Origin of the sequence: Pseudomonas sp. OST1909, assembly GCF_015277575.1 — a bacterium.
In the GTDB taxonomy this organism is placed as follows: Bacteria; Pseudomonadota; Gammaproteobacteria; order Pseudomonadales; family Pseudomonadaceae; genus Aquipseudomonas; species Aquipseudomonas synxantha_A.
In genome coordinates this window covers 2694275-2711853 of sequence record NZ_CP063780.1, presented here as the reverse complement: position 1 = coordinate 2711853, position 17579 = coordinate 2694275, and the positions used below count along the sequence as shown (strand labels likewise).

Genomic DNA, 17579 nt, shown 5'->3' with positions numbered 1-17579 from the left:
TTCCACGCAATTACCTGCCCCTCAGCGCCTGGGCCAACGCCGGTCCGGGCCCTAGCGATGAGAAGACGTTGAGCCATGGCCACTCCCAGCACCTCAACCCTAACCCTGCTGCGCCGTTCCCTGTCCGAAGCCCTGGGACAGCCTGCCGAGCAGATCCCTCTGGAGGCCAACCTGATCGAATGGGGCCTGGATTCGGTCACCCTGATCCGCCTGGCCGGCCAATGGCGGCGCCAGGGTCTGGCCGCACGTTTCGCCGAGCTGGTGGCCGACCCGCGCCTGTGCGCCTGGCTGGCCCTGCTCGACACCGCGCCGGCTCCTGCCGCGCCCGTCAGTCACAGCGCCGACGATGGCCAGCCCTTCGAACTGGCCCCCATGCAACATGCTTACTGGATCGGCCGTGCCCCTGGCCAGGCACTGGGCGGTGTGGCTGCACACTTCTATAACGAATTCGACGGTCACGACGTTGACCCGGCCCGCCTGGAAGCCGCCGTGCACGCCTTGTTGGCCCGCCACCCCATGTTGCGGGCGCAATTCCTCGACGATGGCCGCCAGCAGATCCTGCCCCGCAGTCCATGGCCGGGGCTTAAAGTGCATGACCTGCGCCAGGCCGATGCCGAACAGCGGCAACACCATCTGCACGCCTTGCGCGCCGAACTTTCCCATCGCCAGTTGGCCGTGGAACACGGCCAGGTGCTGGACATCCAGTTATCACTGTTGCCCCAGGGCACGCGCCTGCACCTGAACCTCGACATGCTCGCCGCCGACGCCTTGAGCCTGCGTACCCTGCTCGGCGACCTGGTGCAGTTGTACCGCCTACAGCCGCTGCCCGCGCTGGATTACAGCTTCCCCCGTTACCTGGCCGACCTGCGCCTGGAGCACGCCAGCCCCGAGCACCGCGAGCGCCATCGACACGCCCGCGACTACTGGTTGCAGCGCCTGGACGCCTTGCCCGGCGCCCCACGCTTGCCCATCAAGAGCCAGGGCGATGAGCGCCAAGTGCGCCGCCGTCACCACTGGTTGTCGGCGTCCCAACGCCAGGCGTTCGAACGCCACGCCCGCGAGCACGCCCTGACCCCGGCCATGGCACTGGCCGCGGTGTTTTGCGAAGCCCTTGGCGCCTGGTGCGAGACGCCTGAGCTGCTGCTCAACCTGCCGCTGTTCAACCGTGTGCCTTTGCATACCGATGTCGAGCGCCTGGTCGGCGACTTCACTTCCTCGATCCTGCTGGCCTGGGACGGCCGCATGACCGGCACCTTCGCCGCCCGAGCCACAGCGCTGCAACGACGCTTTCATGGCGATGCCGCACACAGTGCGTTTTCCGGCCTGGAGGTGTTGCGTGAACTGTCCCGCCATCGCGGCGAGCAAGTGCTGGCGCCGGTGGTGTACACCAGCGCGCTGGGCCTGGGGGAACTGTTCGCCGAGGGCGTGCAGGAGAGTTTCGGCCAGCCGGCCTGGATCATTTCCCAGGGCCCGCAGGTGTGGCTGGACGCCCAGGTCACCGAGCTGGACGGCGGCATTCTGGTCAACCTCGACGCCCGCGAAGGGTTGTTCGCCGAGGGTGTGCTCGATGGCCTGTTCGATGCCTATACCGGCCTGTTGCAGCGCCTGTGCCATGATGCTGCGGCCTGGGATCAGACGGTGCCGGCGCTGCTTCCCGCCAGCCAGCTTGACGTACGCTGCGCCACCCAAGGCCAGCGCACAGCATTACCGGTGACACGCCTGCACGAAGGTTTTTTCACCCAGGCGCAGTTGACGCCCGCCCGGCCCGCACTGCTGCACGGCAACCACATCATCAGCTACGGCGAGCTGGCCGAGCGAGCCCTCGCCGTCGCCGCCTACCTCGAAGGCCAGGGCGTGCAGCGCGGTGACATCGTGGCGTTGCAACTGCCCAAAGGCCCCGAGCAGGTGATCGCCGTGCTGGGCATCCTGGCGTGCAGCGCCACCTACCTGCCCATCGGCGCCGACCAGCCCGAGGCGCGTTGCCGCAAGATCTGCCAGTCGTCCGGCGCACGCTTGCTGCTCACCCGCTTGCCGCACGCCGACACCGCGTTGCAGGCGCCGCGCCCCGGTGCGATCAGCGACCTGGCCTATGTTCTTTACACCTCCGGTTCCACCGGTGAGCCCAAGGGCGTGGAGGTCAGCCACCTGGCCGCAGCCAACACCCTGGAAGACCTGCAACGGCGTTTGCAGCTCAATGGCGAAGACCGAATCCTGGCGCTCTCCGCGCTGGAATTCGACCTGTCGGTGTTTGACCTGTTTGCCGCGCTGGCCAACGGCGCGGCGGTGATCCTGATCGAACCCCAAGCGCAACGCGACGCCCCACGCTGGCGTGAACTGGCCGTGCAGCACCGCGCCACTGTGCTCAATTGCGTGCCGGCGCTGCTCGACATGTTGCTGGGTTGCGCCGACGCCCCGCTGCCCCTGCGCGCTGTATTGCTCGGTGGTGACAAGGTCGCGCCGCAGTTGGCGCCACGTCTGTGGGCCCAGGCGCCCGGTTGCCGCTTCATGGCCCTGGGCGGCGCAACGGAAGCGGCGATTCACTCGACGCTGTTCGAAGCCGCCCCCGGCCAGGCACTGCACTGGCATTGCCTGCCCTACGGCAAGCCGCTGGATAACGTCAGCCTGCGCATCGTCGACCGGCATGGCCATGACTGCCCGGATTGGGTGGCCGGTGAACTGTGGATCGGTGGCGCCGGGGTGGCCGAGGGTTACCGTGGCGACCCGGTACGCAGCGCCGAACGATTTGTGCAGTACCAGGGCCTGCGTTGGTACCGCACCGGCGACAGTGCGCGCTACCACCCCGACGGCACGGTCGAGTTTCTGGGGCGCACTGACTTCCAACTCAAATTGCATGGCTACCGCATCGAAGCCGGTGAAGTAGAACAGGCGCTGCTGGCGTGCCCCGGCGTCGAACAGGCGGTGGCGCTGCTGGTCGGCCAGCACCTGGCAGCGGTGGTGCGCCTTGCAAATGGCCCGGTGCAGCCCACAGTGCTGGAGCTGCCGGACCTGGCCGAGCGCCTGCCGGCCTATATGATTCCCAGCCTGATCCTCGGCTGCGCGCAGTGGCCCCTGACAAGCAATGGCAAGGTGGATCGCAACGCACTCAACGGCTGGCTGGCCGACCACAGCAGCGCCGTCCCTGCCCAGCTGTCGCCACCCTGCGGAGCCATCGAACAACAGGTGGCCCGCGCCTGGCAGCAATTGCTCGGCTGTGGCGAGGTCTGCCGTGAGCACAACTTCTTTGCCCTCGGTGGCGACTCCCTGAGCGCCACGCGCCTGGTGCGCCTGCTGGCCGAACAAGGGCTGGGGGGCGCACGGATCGCCCAGGTGTTTGCCAAGCCGGTGCTGGCGCAGTTCTGCACAGGCCTGCATCAACAGGCCCTGGCCGAAACACAACGCACCGTGGTACCGGACCTCGACCAACGTCACGCGCCCTTCCCCATGACCGAGGTGCAGCAAGCCTACTGGCTGGGCCGCGACCCCAGCCTGGTATTGGGCGGCGTGAGCTGCCACTTCTACCGCGAATACGACGTCGAAGACCTCGACCTGCCACGCCTGCAACACGCATTGGCACGCCTGATCGAACGCCACGAAACGCTGCGCACGGTGTTCGACCACACAGGCCAGGCACGTATCCTCCCCCAGGTGCCCACCTTCGTGATCGGCCAGCGCTACGCCTGCCTTGAAGACCTGCGCGAACACTGTGCCCACCGCGTGTTCGATCCCGCCCAATGGCCGCTGTTCGATGTGCAGGCCGTGACCCAGGGCCGGCACACGCGGCTGGCGATCAGCCTGGACAACCTGATTCTTGATGCCCTGAGCATCCTGCGTTTCTATGCCGAACTCGACGCGCTGTACCGCGAGCCGACGCTGGCCCAGGCACCGCTGCAGCTTTCATTTCGCGACTATCAAGTGCAATCCCGTGTGGAACCTGACGAATTGCACGCCGCGCAACAGTTCTGGCAGGAACGCCTGCCCACGTTGCCGCCGCACCCGCAACTGCCCCTGGCAACCGACCCCGCCAACCTGGGCCAACCGCGCTTCGAGCGCCTGCAAGGGCAGGTCAAGGCCGATGCCTGGCAAGCGATCCTGGCCAAGGCCCAGCACCACGGCCTGACCGCTTCGGCGGTACTGCTCTGCGCGTTTGCCGAAACCCTCGGGCGCTGGAGTGCGCGCCCCGACCTGAGTCTCAACCTGACCCTGTTTGACCGCCGGCCGGTGCATCCGCAGATCGATCAGGTGATGGGCGATTTCACCTCCCTGACCCTGCTCGGCTATGCGCCCAAGGTCGGCGAACGCTGGATCGACCGCGCACGGCGCACCCAGCAGCAGCTCGGCGATGCGCTGGAACACCGCTGCATCGGTTCGGTGAGCTTGCTGCGTCAACTGGCGCGGCAACGCGGCGAACAGCAGGTCAACATGCCGGTGGTCTTCACCAGTGCCCTGGGGGTGCCGGATGGCACCGCCGCACCGGTAGACGGGCCGTTCGCCCGGCAGGTATTCGGCCTGACCCAAACCCCACAGGTATGGCTCGATCATCAGGTGGTGGAAGCCGACGGCGGCATCGCCCTGAACTGGGACCGCGTGGTCGGCCTGTTCCCCGAGGGGCTGGTCGAAGCCATGTTCGACGCCTACCTGCGAAGCCTCCACTGGCTGGCCGAACACGCCTGGGACGACGCGCCGCCAGACTTGCTGCCCCTGGCCCAGGCGCAACTGCGCGCCCGCCTGAATGCTCCCGGCCCCGGCGTGCCGGGTGATCCGACCTTGCACCAGGGATTTTTCCAACACGCCCACCAGGCCCCGCACCGCCCTGCGCTGTTGTGGGGTGAGCATGGCAGCCTGAGCTACGGCGAACTGGCCGAACGGGCGTTGCGCATCGCCCGTAGCCTGATGGACGCAGGGGTGGCAGCCGGTGACCTGGTGGCGGTCTCCCTGGCCAAGGGCCCGCAACAGATTGCGAGTGTATTGGGCGTGCTGGCCGCCGGCGCCGCCTACCTGCCAGTGGGTGTCGACCAACCGTTGCAGCGTTGCCAGCGCATCCTGCAACAGGCCGGCGTCAGCCTGATCCTCGCCGAGCACGACCCGCAGCTGCCAGGCGTCAAGCATCTCAAGCCGTCCCAGGCACAAAGCGCCGAACCGCTATTGGCACCGCTGGCCGTGTGCACCAACCAACTGGCCTACGTGATTTACACCTCCGGCTCCACCGGCCAGCCCAAGGGCGTGGAAATCACCCACCGCGCCGCCATGAACACCGTGGCCGAGATCAACCGCTGCTACGGCATCGACGCGTCGGACCGGGGCCTGGCGCTGTCGGCGATGGACTTCGACCTGTCGGTGTATGACGTGTTCGGCCTGCTCTCGGTGGGCGCCGCCCTGGTGTTGATCGACGAAGACCAGCGCCGCGATGCCCGCGCCTGGCTCAAGGCCCTGCGACACCACCGCGTGAGCCTGTGGAACAGCGTGCCGGCGCTGCTCGACATGCTGCTGGAGGCCAACGCCCTTGAGCGCCAACCCCTGGCGCTGAAGGTGGCCCTGCTATCAGGCGACTGGATCGGCCTCGACCTGCCACAACGCCTGCGCCAACAAGCCCCGGATTGCCGCTTTATCGCCCTGGGTGGCGCCACCGAAGCGGCGATCTGGTCCAACCATTACGAGGTACGGCAACTGTTGCCCGGCTGGCGCTCGATCCCCTACGGCGTGCCGCTGGCGAACCAGGCTTACCGCGTGGTCGACGCCCTTGGCCGCGACTGCCCGGACTGGGTCACGGGCGAGTTGTGGATTGGCGGCAGCGGCGTCGCACGCGGCTATCGCCATGCACCGCAATTGAATGCCGAGCGCTTTGTCGAGGGTTGGTACCGCACCGGCGACCTGGGCCGCTACCACCCGGGTGGGTTGCTGGAGTTTCTCGGGCGTGCCGACACCCAGGTGAAGATTCACGGCCATCGTATCGAGCTGGGGGAAATCGAAGCCGCGCTAGCCCGTCATCCCTGCGTGAACCGTGCCGTGGTGCTGGTCGAGGATCAGCGCCTGCTGGCTGCTGTCACCGCCAGCACCTGCGCCGAGGTGCTGGCCCAGCACCTGGTGCAATGCCTGCCCGCCTATATGCGCCCGGAACAGATCCTGGTGCTGGAACACTTGCCCCTGAGCAGCAATGGCAAGGTGGATCGCCGTGCCTTGCTTGCGCCATTGGCGGCAGCTGCCCGGTCCCACTGCGCCGTGGATGAAGCCCCGCTGAGCGCCGCAGAACAACTGGTCGCCGAGCTGTGGCAGCAGTTGCTCAACGTGCCCAGCGTGTCGCGCCATGACAACTTTTTTCGCCTGGGCGGCGACAGCCTGCTGGCCACGCGGTTTCTCGAAATGCTGCGCAGCCATGCTGGCCTGGAACTGCCCATGGGCCAGTTGTTCAGCGCCGCCAGCCTGATGGAAGTGGCCCACGCCGTCGAGCGCCAACCCACCCCGCACACCGTTGAAGAGGGCGTCATCTGATGCCCGCGCAACCTGCCCTTATCCCAGGAGCTGCCCCCATGCCCGCCACCAAACTGTTAAGCGAACTCAAGTCCCTGGGCGTCGAACTCTGGCCCCAGGATGGCCAACTCAAATTCCGCGCGCCCCAGGGCCTGCTTGACGCCGAGCGCCTGGCGCAACTGCGCGAGCATAAGCAGCAGATCCTGCACCTGCTGCAAACCCAGGAGCGGCCCCAGGTGATGGCCGACCCGGCACAACGCCACGCGCCGTTCCCGCTCACCGATGTGCAGAACGCCTACCTGCTCGGCCGCCAGTCATCATTCGGCTACGGCAACGTGGCCTGCCACGGTTACCTCGAACTGAGCTGGCCGAGCCTCGACCCGCAGCAGGTCGAACACGCCTGGAACCGCCTGATTGCCCGGCACGACATGCTGCGCGCGGTGATCGCCAGCGAAGGCTCCCAGCGCGTGCTGGCCGAAGTCGCCCATTACCCGGTGGAAGTCGCCGACCTGCGCGGCGCCACTCGTGAACAGCACCAGCACGCCGTGCAGCAGATACGTGAGGCCATGGAACAGAAGCTCTACCCTACCGATATCTGGCCGCTGTTCGAATTGCGCCTGAGCCGCAGCGACAGCGGCGACACCCTGCACTTCTCCATGGACTCATTGATCGCCGACTGGGCCAGCGCGCAACTGCTGTTCAATGAGCTGGAACAGCTACTGCATGACCCCCAGGCCAGCTTGCCCAACCTGGACATCACCTTTCGCGACTACCTGCTGGCCGAACGGGGCCTGCTCGAAGGCAGCCGCCACCAACGCGACGGTGACTACTGGCTGGCGCGTATCGATGAACTGCCCCCCGCCCCGCAACTGCCGGCGCCCCTGAGCGGCGAAGACACCAGCGTGCCACGCTTCCAGCGCCACTGCGCGCAACTCCACGCGCAGCCATGGTCAGCCTTGAAAAGAGCCGCCGGCGCCCTCGGCCTCACCCCGTCCATCGTGGTGCTCAGCGCCTACGTCGGCACCTTGCAACGCTGGAGCCAGCAACCCACCTTCAGCCTCAATCTGACACTGCTCAACCGCTTGCCGCTGCATCCGCAAGTGGGTCAACTGGTGGGGGATTTCACCTCGGTCAGCCTGCTGCAGGTCAAGGATCCCCAGGGCCAGGATTTCACCAGCCAGGCACGCCAACTGGGCAATCAACTGTTTGCCGACCTGGAGCACCGGCTGTTTTCCGGCATCCAGGTGATGCGCGAAATCGGTCGCCGGCGCGGGCGTGAAGCGGCGTCCATGCCGGTGGTGTTCACCAGTGCTATCGGCCTGGCGATCGAACCACCGCCCGCCAGCCAGCGACAGGTCGGCCACGGCATCACCCAAACTCCGCAGGTGACCCTCGACTGCCAGGTAATGGACGACGCGCAGGGTTTGCACATCCACTGGGATGTGCGCCAAGGCGTGTTCCCCGACGGCCTGATCGAAGACATGCAGCAGGCATTCGTCGCCGAGTTGCAGTTACTGGCCCTCGACCCGGCCGCCTGGGACCACCCCATGCAAGTGCCGTTGCCGGCCTGGCAACAACGTGAGCGCCTGGCCGCCAATGCCACCGCCGCGCCGCTGCCCACCGGCCGCCTGCATGACGGCCTGCTGAGCATGGCCTGGGAACAGCCGCAGGCCCTGGCAGTGATCGATGCCCACGGCAGCCTGACCTACGCCGCCCTGATGGAGCGTGCCTTGGCAGTCGCTGCTGCCCTCAGCGCCGCCGGTTGCCGCGCCCAGGAACCGGTGGCGATTCTGATGCCCAAGGGCCGTGACCAAGTGGTGGCGGCCTACGGCGTGCTCCTGGCCGGCGCCGCCTACCTGCCTCTGGACAGCCATGCCCCGGCCGCCCGCCGCGACCGCGTACTGCACAGCGCCAAGGTGCGCCACGTGCTCGGCCAGTCCCAGGCCCTGCCCCACACGCCATTGCCGGAGGGCTTGCACTGGCATGACGTGGATCAACTGGCGCCGACCACTTCGGACTTCCCGGCACCGCACGGCAGCCCCGACGATCTCGCTTATGTGATCTACACGTCCGGCTCCACCGGTGAACCCAAGGGCGTGATGATCAGCCATCGCGCTGCGCTCAATACCGTGCAGGACATCAACCGGCGCTTTGCGGTCAACGCCGCCGACCGCGTGCTGGGCCTGGCGCAACTGAGCTTCGATTTGTCGGTGTATGACCTGTTCGGCCCCCTCGCGGTGGGCGGCACCCTGGTGCTGCCCGACCCGGCACGCGGCGCCGACCCGTCGCACTGGGCCGAGCTGGTGCAGCGCCATCAGGTGACGCTGTGGAACTCGGTACCGGCGCAATTGCAGATGCTGGCCCACTACCTGCAAGCCGAGCCGCGCCCTCTGGACAGCCTGCGCCTGGCGTTGTTGTCGGGTGACTGGATCGCGCTGAACCTGGCGCCGCAACTGCACGCGCTGTTGCCGGGCCTGGCCCTGGTGGCTCTGGGCGGTGCCACCGAGGCCTCGATCTGGTCCAACCTGCACCCCATCGGCGCAATTGACCCCGCGTGGCGCAGCATTCCCTACGGCTTGCCGCTGGCCAACCAGGGCTTTCGCGTGCTGGACAACCAATGGCGCGACGTGCCGACCTGGGTGCCGGGTGACCTGTACATCACCGGCGTCGGCCTGGCCCAGGGTTACCTGGGCGACCCGGCGTTGACTGAGGCACGCTTCTTTGCACACCCGCTCGACGGTCAGCGCCTGTACCGCACCGGTGACCGTGGCCGCTATCTGCCGGGGGGTGAACTGGAGTTCCTCGGCCGTAACGACGGCCAGGTCAAGATCCGTGGACATCGGGTGGAACTGGGCGAAATCGACGCCGCACTGCTCTCCACCCCGGGCGTGGACAGCGCGGTCAGCCTGTTCAGCGACGAACTGCTGGCCTTCGTCACGCCTGCGCGGGCCGAACCCGAACCGCTACCCGGCGCGCCGTTGCTGACGGCGGTGCAGCGCTACGCCGACAGCCAGGTCGGCAGCTTTGACCCCCAACAGGTACGCGACTATCAGGCGGACCTCAGTGGCGCAGCGTTGAGTTCGATGCTGGACGTGATGCTCAAGGCCAATCTATTCAGCGGCGCGTGGGCCGAGCCGGATGCACCCACCATCCTGCAGGCCCTGCAAGCGCAGCCCCGCCATCACTGGCTGGTGCGGCGCTGGCTCGCGGCCTTGTGTGACGCGGGCCTGTTGCACGGTGAACAGTCCCGCTATCGCCTGCTCGACAGCGCGCCAAACCCGGCGCTGGCCTGGGGCCGGGTGGAACAGGCGGTCGCATCCGGGCTGTGCAGCCAGACGCTGCTCGACTACCAGCTCAACCACGTCGGGCAACTGCAAAAACTGCTGCGCGGCGAGGTCAACCCGTTCGACCTGTTGTTCCCTCAGGGCGAGCAAGACCTGGCATTGCAGCTGTATGGCGGGGATGCCGTGTCGCGCTACAACAACCACAGCATCGCTGCGCTGATCAACCGCCTTGCTACCCACCACGAAGGCGACGGCCCGCTGCGCATCCTCGAAATCGGCGCGGGCACCGGCGCTACCAGTGCGCCGGTGATCAGCCTGCTCGATGGGCTCGAAGTGGATTACCTGTTCACCGACATGACCGCGTTTTTCCTGCCGGCGGCCAGGCAACGCTTTGCCGACCACGCCTGGGTGCGTTATGGCGTGCTGGACATCGATCAGCCCATCCGCCCCCAGGGCTTGGCCAGCAACAGCGTGGATATCGTGCTGTGCGCGGGCATGCTCAACAGCGTCAAGGACATCGACAACACCCTCGGCCAGATCACCGAACTGCTCAGCCCGGGTGGCTGGCTGGTGTTCAGCGAGCCGACCGGCGAATGGCCACCGATTCTACTGACCCAGGGCTTCATGATGACTCCGTCAGGCAGCGATCACGACCAAGGCCGCAGCGGCTTGTGCAGCGCCGACACCTGGCGTGAGCGTATCCAGGCATTCGGCGGCGAAAGCCTGCCGGCCCTGCCCCACGCCGACCACCCGCTGGCGGCCCTGGGTATGCAAGTGTTCGCCGCACGCTTCAAGGCCGGGTTCCAGCGCCTGAGCGTCGACAGCCTGCGCCGCGCTCTCGCGCAACGCCTGCCGGACTACATGCTGCCAGCGCATGTGCAAGTACTCGACCGCCTGCCCTTGACCGCCAACGGCAAGGTCGACCGCAAGACTCTGGCCCGTTGGCGCCCCGCCGAGGATACCCAAGCCGCCAGCAGCGAGCAGGTACCCAGTGACCCACTCACCGCGCAGCTGTGCCAAGTGTGGGCCGAGGCCCTGGGCCTGGCGCAGATCGGCGCCGACGACAGCTTCTACGAAAAAGGCGCCGACTCGCTGATCCTCGCCCGGGTCGCCGGCCAGTTGCGCGAACAACTGCCCCAGGCGCAACGCCTGAGCTACGACACCCTGTTGCGGCAGATGCTCAACGAGCCGACTGTCAGCGCACTGGCGCGCCTGCTCAGCCATGGTGAAAACGCACCGTCTGCGGTCAATCCCGGCCAATCCCAGCGTTCATCCAACAGCAATGCGTTGGTGGTGCCCTTTGGCGGCGGCGACGTCGGCCCGGTGCGGGTGATGTTCCACGCGGCCCTCGGCACCCTCGACTATTTCCAACACCTGGGCCGCTCACTCGCCGCTCAGCAGGCCGGCCCGGTGATCGGTTTTGCGGTGGCCGACACCGCGCAGTACCTGGCCCTGGAACCCAAGCGCCTGATTGAAAGCGTGGCCCAGGACTACGCCGAACGCTTGATCGCCGACGGCCATCAGCGCTTCCAGTTGATCGGCTACTGCCTGGGCGGCCTGCTCGCCACCGAAGTCGCCCGGCGCCTGCTGGAACGTGGCATGGAGGTGGTGAACCTAAGCCTGATCGACAGTATCCCGATGTTTATCGACACCGACGAAGAGCTGGCCTATGAGGCGATCTTCGTGCCCAACCTCAACCTGGACCCGGTAAAGACCGTGTTCGGCGCGCATATCGAAGACTACGACGTGTACCGCGCCATCGACCTGCTGATGGCCCGCGACAACCGCCGCGTACCCGCCGGGGCCATGGCTGCCTTGGGCGGCGACCCGGGCCTGGAGGCGCTGGCATTGGCGGTGCAGCAACAGTCGGCGCGCAGCCAGGAAGAACGCCTGGCCGAGTATGCACGCCTGGCGTCCGGCCAGGCCGGGGTGCCCATCGGCCCGGAGCTGGTGCCCACGCTGTTCCGCGTATGCCGCCACAGTATGCGGGCGGCACGGTTCGATCCGCCGCCGTTCCTCGGCAACATGACCTACCTGCGCTGTCTGGAGCAGCAATCGTTCGGGATCACCGGCGGCGTCGGCCACCTGGCGGCGCCGTTCTGGGAGGACGCGTGCCTGGGCCAATTCAACCTGATCGACGTGCCGGGCAACCACTTCAGCGTCATCGAGCCACCCCACGTGCACACCGTCACCGCGCACCTGCTTGAGGCCCTTCGGAAAAACTCATGAGCACCGCACTCGATACCCTCAAACGCCCGGTCAACCGCCTGATCCGCCTCGGTGTGGTATTCGCCGCCGTCGGCGCACTGGTCAACCTGGTGCCCTTTATCGGCCTGACCGAACTGGGCCGCTTGCTGCTGGCCGGCAATGCCCACAGCCACACGTTGTGGCTGTGGGCGGCGCTGGTAGTGGTCGCCCTGAGCCTTGGCTGGATGGCCAGCGGCGTCGCGCTGTGGCTGACCCACCTGGCCGACCACCGCCTGCAATCGAGCTTGCGCGAAGCCATGGTGCGCAAGCTGGGGCGCGTGCCGCTGGGCTGGTACACCGACACCACCTCCGGCGCGGTGCGCAAAGTGGTGCAGGACGACCTGGAAGACCTGCACCACCTGGTTGCCCATCACGCAGTGGAAGTGACGGCGGCGATAGTCACCCCGCTGGCAGGGCTGATCTGGTTGGTCACATTGAACTGGCGCCTGGCGCTGTTGGCGGTGCTGACCCTGCCGATCTACGCGGTGGCCTACAGCCTGATGATGCGCGGCTTCGGCGCCAAGATGCAGTTGCTCGACAAGAGCATGACCCGGGTCAGCGCGGCGATTGTCGAGTTTGTCCACGGCATTGCCGTGGTCAAGGCGTTCGGCCAGGTGGGCCAGGCCCATCGCAGCTATCAGCAGGCGGTCGACCAGTTCAGCACGCAATACGCTGGCTGGGTGCGGCCGCTGCTGCGCCTGGAAGCGTTTTCATCGATGGCACTGAGCGTGCCGGTAATTCTGTTGGTGAGCCTGGGGGTGGGCAGCCTGTTGCTGGCCCAGGGCTGGATTACAGCGCTGGAGCTGTTCGCCGAAACCCTGGTAGCCGTGGTGATTCCGCAGTCGTTGCTGGTGATCAACCAGAGCCTCACCGCCCAGCGCACTGCCCTCGCGGCCGCCGACCGCATTGAGGCGCTGCTTGAGGTTGAGGAACTGCCTACGCCCAAGGTGTGCAGGATGCCCCAGGGCAGTGATATTCGTTTTGAACAGGTGCAGTTCGGCTATGACCCCGAGCACCTGATCCTCAATGGCGTCGACCTGCACTGCCCGGCAGGCAGCGTCACCGCGCTGGTGGGTGCCTCCGGCGCGGGCAAATCGACCCTGGCCAAATTGGTGCCGCGCTTTCACGACGTCTACGCCGGGCGGGTCTGCGTGGGTGGTGTGGATGTGCGCGAGATTGACCCGCGCCAGCTGTATCAACACGTGGGCTTTGTGTTGCAGGACGCGCAACTGGTGCACGGCACCGTTGCCGACAATCTGCGCCTGGGCCGCCCCGAGGCCAGCGATGCCGACGTCGAGGCAGCGGCACGCTCCGCGCAGATTCATCAACGCATCCGCGCCCTGCCCCGCGGCTATCAGTCGGTGATCGGCGAAGACGCGATTTTTTCCGGCGGTGAAGCCCAGCGCTTGTCCATCGCTCGCACGCTGCTGGCCGATACGCCGGTGCTGATCCTCGATGAAGCCACCTCCCACGCCGACCCCGAGTCCGAAGCGCTGATCCAGGATGCCCTCTCTGCCCTGGCCCGCGGCCGCACGGTGCTGGTGATTGCTCACCGTCTGGCGAGTATCTGCGGCGTCGACCAGATCGTGGTGCTCGACCAGGGCCGCGTGCTGGAAAACGGTACTCACGAGCAATTGCTGGCGGCGAACGGCACCTATGCCCGCCTGTGGCGTGCCGGCACCGAAACCACCGCCCCCGACCTGGAGATGTCCTTGTGATCCGCAGCCTCGTGACTTTATTGGGCCCGGCCCACGCCGCACGCCTGTACCGCTACCTCGCCTGGCTGGTGACCAGTGCCGTGTTGCAAGGGCTGGCCGTGGCGTTGCTGGTGCCGATCCTGCACGCGCTGTTTGCCGGTGACCTGCACCGCGCGTCCCTCTGGCTGGCTGGCCTGGCGGCGATGGTGGTGCTGACCTGCATCGCCCATTACCAGCAGGCCATGAAGGGCTTTGCCCTGGCACTGCTGGTGTTGACCACCTTGCATGACCGCCTTGGCCAGCACCTGGTCAGCCTGCCGCTGGGCTGGTTCAACTCCGAGAAGGTCGGGCGCCTGTCGCGCAGTGCCACCAGCGGCACACTGATGGTCACCGGCTTGTTTGCCCATTACCTGGGGCCGGTGGTGTCCGGCGTGGTGGTGCCGGCTACCGTGGCGCTGACCCTGTTCGTGTTCGACTGGCGCCTGGGCCTGACCGCCGCATTGTGCGCGCCGCTGATCTACTTCACCCATCACTGGTCGGCCGCCGCCATCGGCAGCAATGATGCGCGCGTGGAAGCCGCCGCGACTCTGGCCGGTAACCGCGTGGTCGAGTTCGCCCGCTACCAGCCAGTGCTGCGCGCCTTTGGTCGCACCCAGGACGGCTACGCGCCATTGCAGGCCGCCAACCTGGCGCAGAAACACGCGGGCGGCTCGATGCTGTCGCAGACCTTTCCCAAGTTGCTGGCCGGTGGCCTGACCGTGCAACTGGCGTTTGCGTTGCTGGTGGGCGTAGGCATCGCCCTGGCCGCCCATGGCGAAATCGACGCCATCCAGTTGGTCGCCTTGCTCGCGCTGGCGGCACGTTTTGTCGGGCCGCTGGCCGAAGCGGCGGCGCGCAGTGGTCTGTTACGCATGGCCGCGAACGACCTGGAGCAACTGGTGGGTATCCTGCGCGAGCCGCCGCTGCCGGAGCCCGCGGTGAGCCAACCGCTGACGGCACCCGGCACCCTGGCCTTCGACAAGGTCAGCTTCGGCTACCCCAGCGGGCCAAAGGTGCTGCATAACCTGACCTTCAGCGCACCGGCGCATTCGATGACCGCGATTGTCGGCGCCTCGGGCTCGGGCAAAACCACTGTCACCCGCTTGTTGATGCGCTTTTTCGATGCCAGCGAGGGCAGCGTCAGGGTTGGCGGTGTAGACGTACGCGAACTGTCCAACGCAGCGCTGATGGCGCAGTTGTCCCTGGTGATGCAGGACGTCTACCTGTTCGACGACAGCCTGGAGGCCAACATCCGCGTCGGCAACCCGGACGCCAGCGCCGAGCAAGTGGCCGAAGCGGCGCGATTGGCCGGTGTGGATGAAATCGTCGCGCGCCTGCCCCAGGGCTGGAACACCCCGGTAGGCGAAGGCGGCGCAGCGCTGTCCGGCGGCGAACGCCAACGGGTATCCCTGGCCCGGGCCCTGCTCAAACGTGCGCCCATCGTACTGCTGGATGAAGCCACGGCTGCCCTGGACCCGCACAACGAAGCCTTCGTGCAGACGGCGATTCACGCCCTGATGAAAAACGCCACAGTGCTGGTGATCGCCCACCGCCTGCCCACCATCATGGCCGCCGACCAGATACTGGTGCTGGATGAAGGCCGATTGGTGGAATCGGGGACGCACGCACAATTACTTGCCCAAAACGGTCGCTACGCCGGGTTCTGGCATGACCGCCAGCGCGCCGGCGGCTGGCGCTTGAAAGCCGAGGCGCAGCCATGCTGATCGGGGTGTTGGGCGCCAGTGGCGACGTGGGGCTGGCCAGCGCCAAGGCGTTGTTGACGCTGGGAGTGAACGATCTGCGCCTGGGCGGGCGCGATGCCGCCAAGGGCGCGCACTGCGTGCAGGTTCTCCAGCAGCAGTGGCCCCAAGCCCGTTTGCAATGGGCCGCAGTGGACTTCAACGATGCCCAGGCTTTGGCCACCTTCGCCCGTGGTTGCGATGTGCTGCTCAACTGCGCGGGCCCCTCGTGGCGCGTGCAGGACCGGGCCGCGCAGGCAGCATTGCAGGCCGACGCCCATTACGTTGACGCCGCCGGTCATATGCACCTCGACCCCGCCCAATGGCGTGGCCGCTGCGCAGTATTGGGCGCAGGCCTGCAACCGGGCCTCACCGGCCTGCTGCCGCGCTGGCTGGCCGAGCAGGCGTTCACCCAGGTGCGCAGCCTGACCAGCTATTTCGGCTTGCGCGATCACTTCACCGCCGTGGCTGCCGACGACTTTTTGCACGGTGCGGTGGACGGCAGCAGCGAACCGCTGGCGGCCTGGCAACACGGGCGTCGCAGCCGCGCACTGCGACGCCGGCGCGAGGTGTCGGTGCCGTGTTTTCCCGGCCCGGTCCACCTGCTGCCCTACCTGAACCTTGAGGGTGAACGCCTGGCCATGGACCTGAACCTGGACGTCGGCCAGTGGTTCAACGTGATCACCGACGGCTACGTGCTCAAGGCGTTTGACCGGGCTCACGGCATGCCAAGGGCAGAAGCGGTGCAGCGCTTGTGCGAAGCCAGCCGCCTGGATCTCAGCGGCCAGGCGCCCTTCGTCACCCTGCTGCTGCAACTGGAGGGCCTGCACGATAGCGAGGTCCGGACCCGCAGCCTGGTGCTCAGTGGCGCAGCCAATGCGGCGCTCACCGCAGCCATGGCCGCGATCACGGTGATCAGCGTGGTGGAGGGAGAGATCAGCGCCGGCTGCCATGAAGCGGCCCAGGCCCTGCCGCCCGCCGCCAGCCTGGAGCGCCTGCTGTGCACCTCGGCGATTCGTAGCCTGAACCTGTTGCACGGCCCGCTCGATCAACTGCATGTCGCCCAAGAAGGTTGCCTATGAACACCGCCCTGAACGAGCTGGAACACTTGAGCCTGGGCGTGATGGCCCAGGTGTTACTGCACAGCCAGGCGTTGCCGTTGCAGGCGTGGCGCACTGCCGAGCACATCAACCAGGCCCTGGGCACGGCGGCCCGCCATGCCTGGGTGGTACGCCGCTGGCTGGCCGCGTTGACCCGTGCAGGCCTGCTGCACGAGGAAGGTAAACGCCTGGGTTGGCCAGTGCCCCCTGATGACCCGCAAGTGGGTGAACTGCCGCGCCTGTATGCCGCATTGGGCTTTCCAGACAGCATGGCGCGCCTGCATACGCAAGTGATCGAATGCCTGCCCGACCTGCTGCGCGATCAATTCACCCTCACCCATTTGCTGATGCTTGGCGGGGACCCGGTGAAGGTGATGGGCGCCTACCAGCACAACCACTTCACTGCGGCGGTCAATCACGCTTTGGGCACCCGGGCGCGGCAAGTCAGCGCCGCTGCCGGGCCGCTGCAGGTGCTGGAACTGGGTGGCGGCGCCGGTTGCACCACCACTACGGTGCTGACGGCGCTGCAAGAACGCGAGAAGGATTATCGCTTTACCGACATCAGCTCGCTGTTCACCAGTGCGGCCCAGCGTCAGTTTCGTCTTGAGCCGGGGATGCAGTTCGGCCTGCTCGATCTCAATCGCCGCTTCAGCGACCAGGGCATAGCGCCCCGCAGCCAAGACCTGGTGATTGCCGGCAACGCGCTGCACAACGCCCGCGACCTGCCCGACTGCCTCGGCCAGATCCGCACCAGCCTGCGCGATGGGGGCGCCTTGCTGTTCAGTGAATCCATCGCCGACAACCCGGCGATGCTGACCTTCATGCACCTGTTGCTGTCGCCGCCGGCCGATGCGCCGCTGCGTGCTGGCGATGAAGCCTTCATGGCCGTCGACGCGTGGCGCCAGGCCTTGCAGGTCGCAGGTTTTGAGTTGCTGGAGGTATGGCCTGACGCGGGCGAACCGCTCGCTGCTGCGGGGCAGCGCTTGTTCCAGGCCAGAGGAGTTTGAG

The 17579-nt window shown here is 67.0% G+C and carries 6 protein-coding genes; all 6 read left to right on the top strand.

All coding sequences use genetic code 11. The annotated features are described in order from the left end of the window. Nucleotides 1–75: 75 nt before the first annotated feature. The 6 genes from IH404_RS11940 to IH404_RS11915 are packed head-to-tail and all read left to right on the top strand — an operon-like array spanning nt 76 to nt 17578. Complete coding sequence (locus IH404_RS11940) at nt 76–6486, top strand: non-ribosomal peptide synthetase (protein WP_194440487.1); 6411 nt, start codon at nt 76–78, stop codon at nt 6484–6486. Nucleotides 6487–6524: 38 nt separating this feature from the next. Continuing rightward, nucleotides 6525–11978, top strand: a complete 5454-nt coding sequence (locus IH404_RS11935; RefSeq protein WP_194440486.1) for a non-ribosomal peptide synthetase — start codon at nt 6525–6527, stop codon at nt 11976–11978. After that, entirely contained in the window at nt 11975–13714 is a 1740-nt protein-coding gene (locus IH404_RS11930; protein WP_122735253.1) for an ABC transporter ATP-binding protein, read from the top strand. The genes IH404_RS11935 and IH404_RS11930 overlap by 4 nt, the downstream gene beginning before the upstream one ends. Continuing rightward, entirely contained in the window at nt 13711–15456 is a 1746-nt protein-coding gene (locus IH404_RS11925; protein ID WP_194440485.1) for an ABC transporter ATP-binding protein, read from the top strand. The genes IH404_RS11930 and IH404_RS11925 overlap by 4 nt, the downstream gene beginning before the upstream one ends. Next, nucleotides 15450–16553: a saccharopine dehydrogenase NADP-binding domain-containing protein gene (locus IH404_RS11920; RefSeq protein WP_194440484.1), complete on the top strand. Its 1104-nt coding sequence runs from the start codon at nt 15450–15452 to the stop codon at nt 16551–16553. The genes IH404_RS11925 and IH404_RS11920 overlap by 7 nt, the downstream gene beginning before the upstream one ends. Continuing rightward, complete coding sequence (locus IH404_RS11915) at nt 16550–17578, top strand: class I SAM-dependent methyltransferase (protein WP_194440483.1); 1029 nt, start codon at nt 16550–16552, stop codon at nt 17576–17578. Before IH404_RS11920 ends, IH404_RS11915 begins: the two co-directional genes overlap by 4 nt. Nucleotide 17579: the final 1 nt, after the last annotated feature.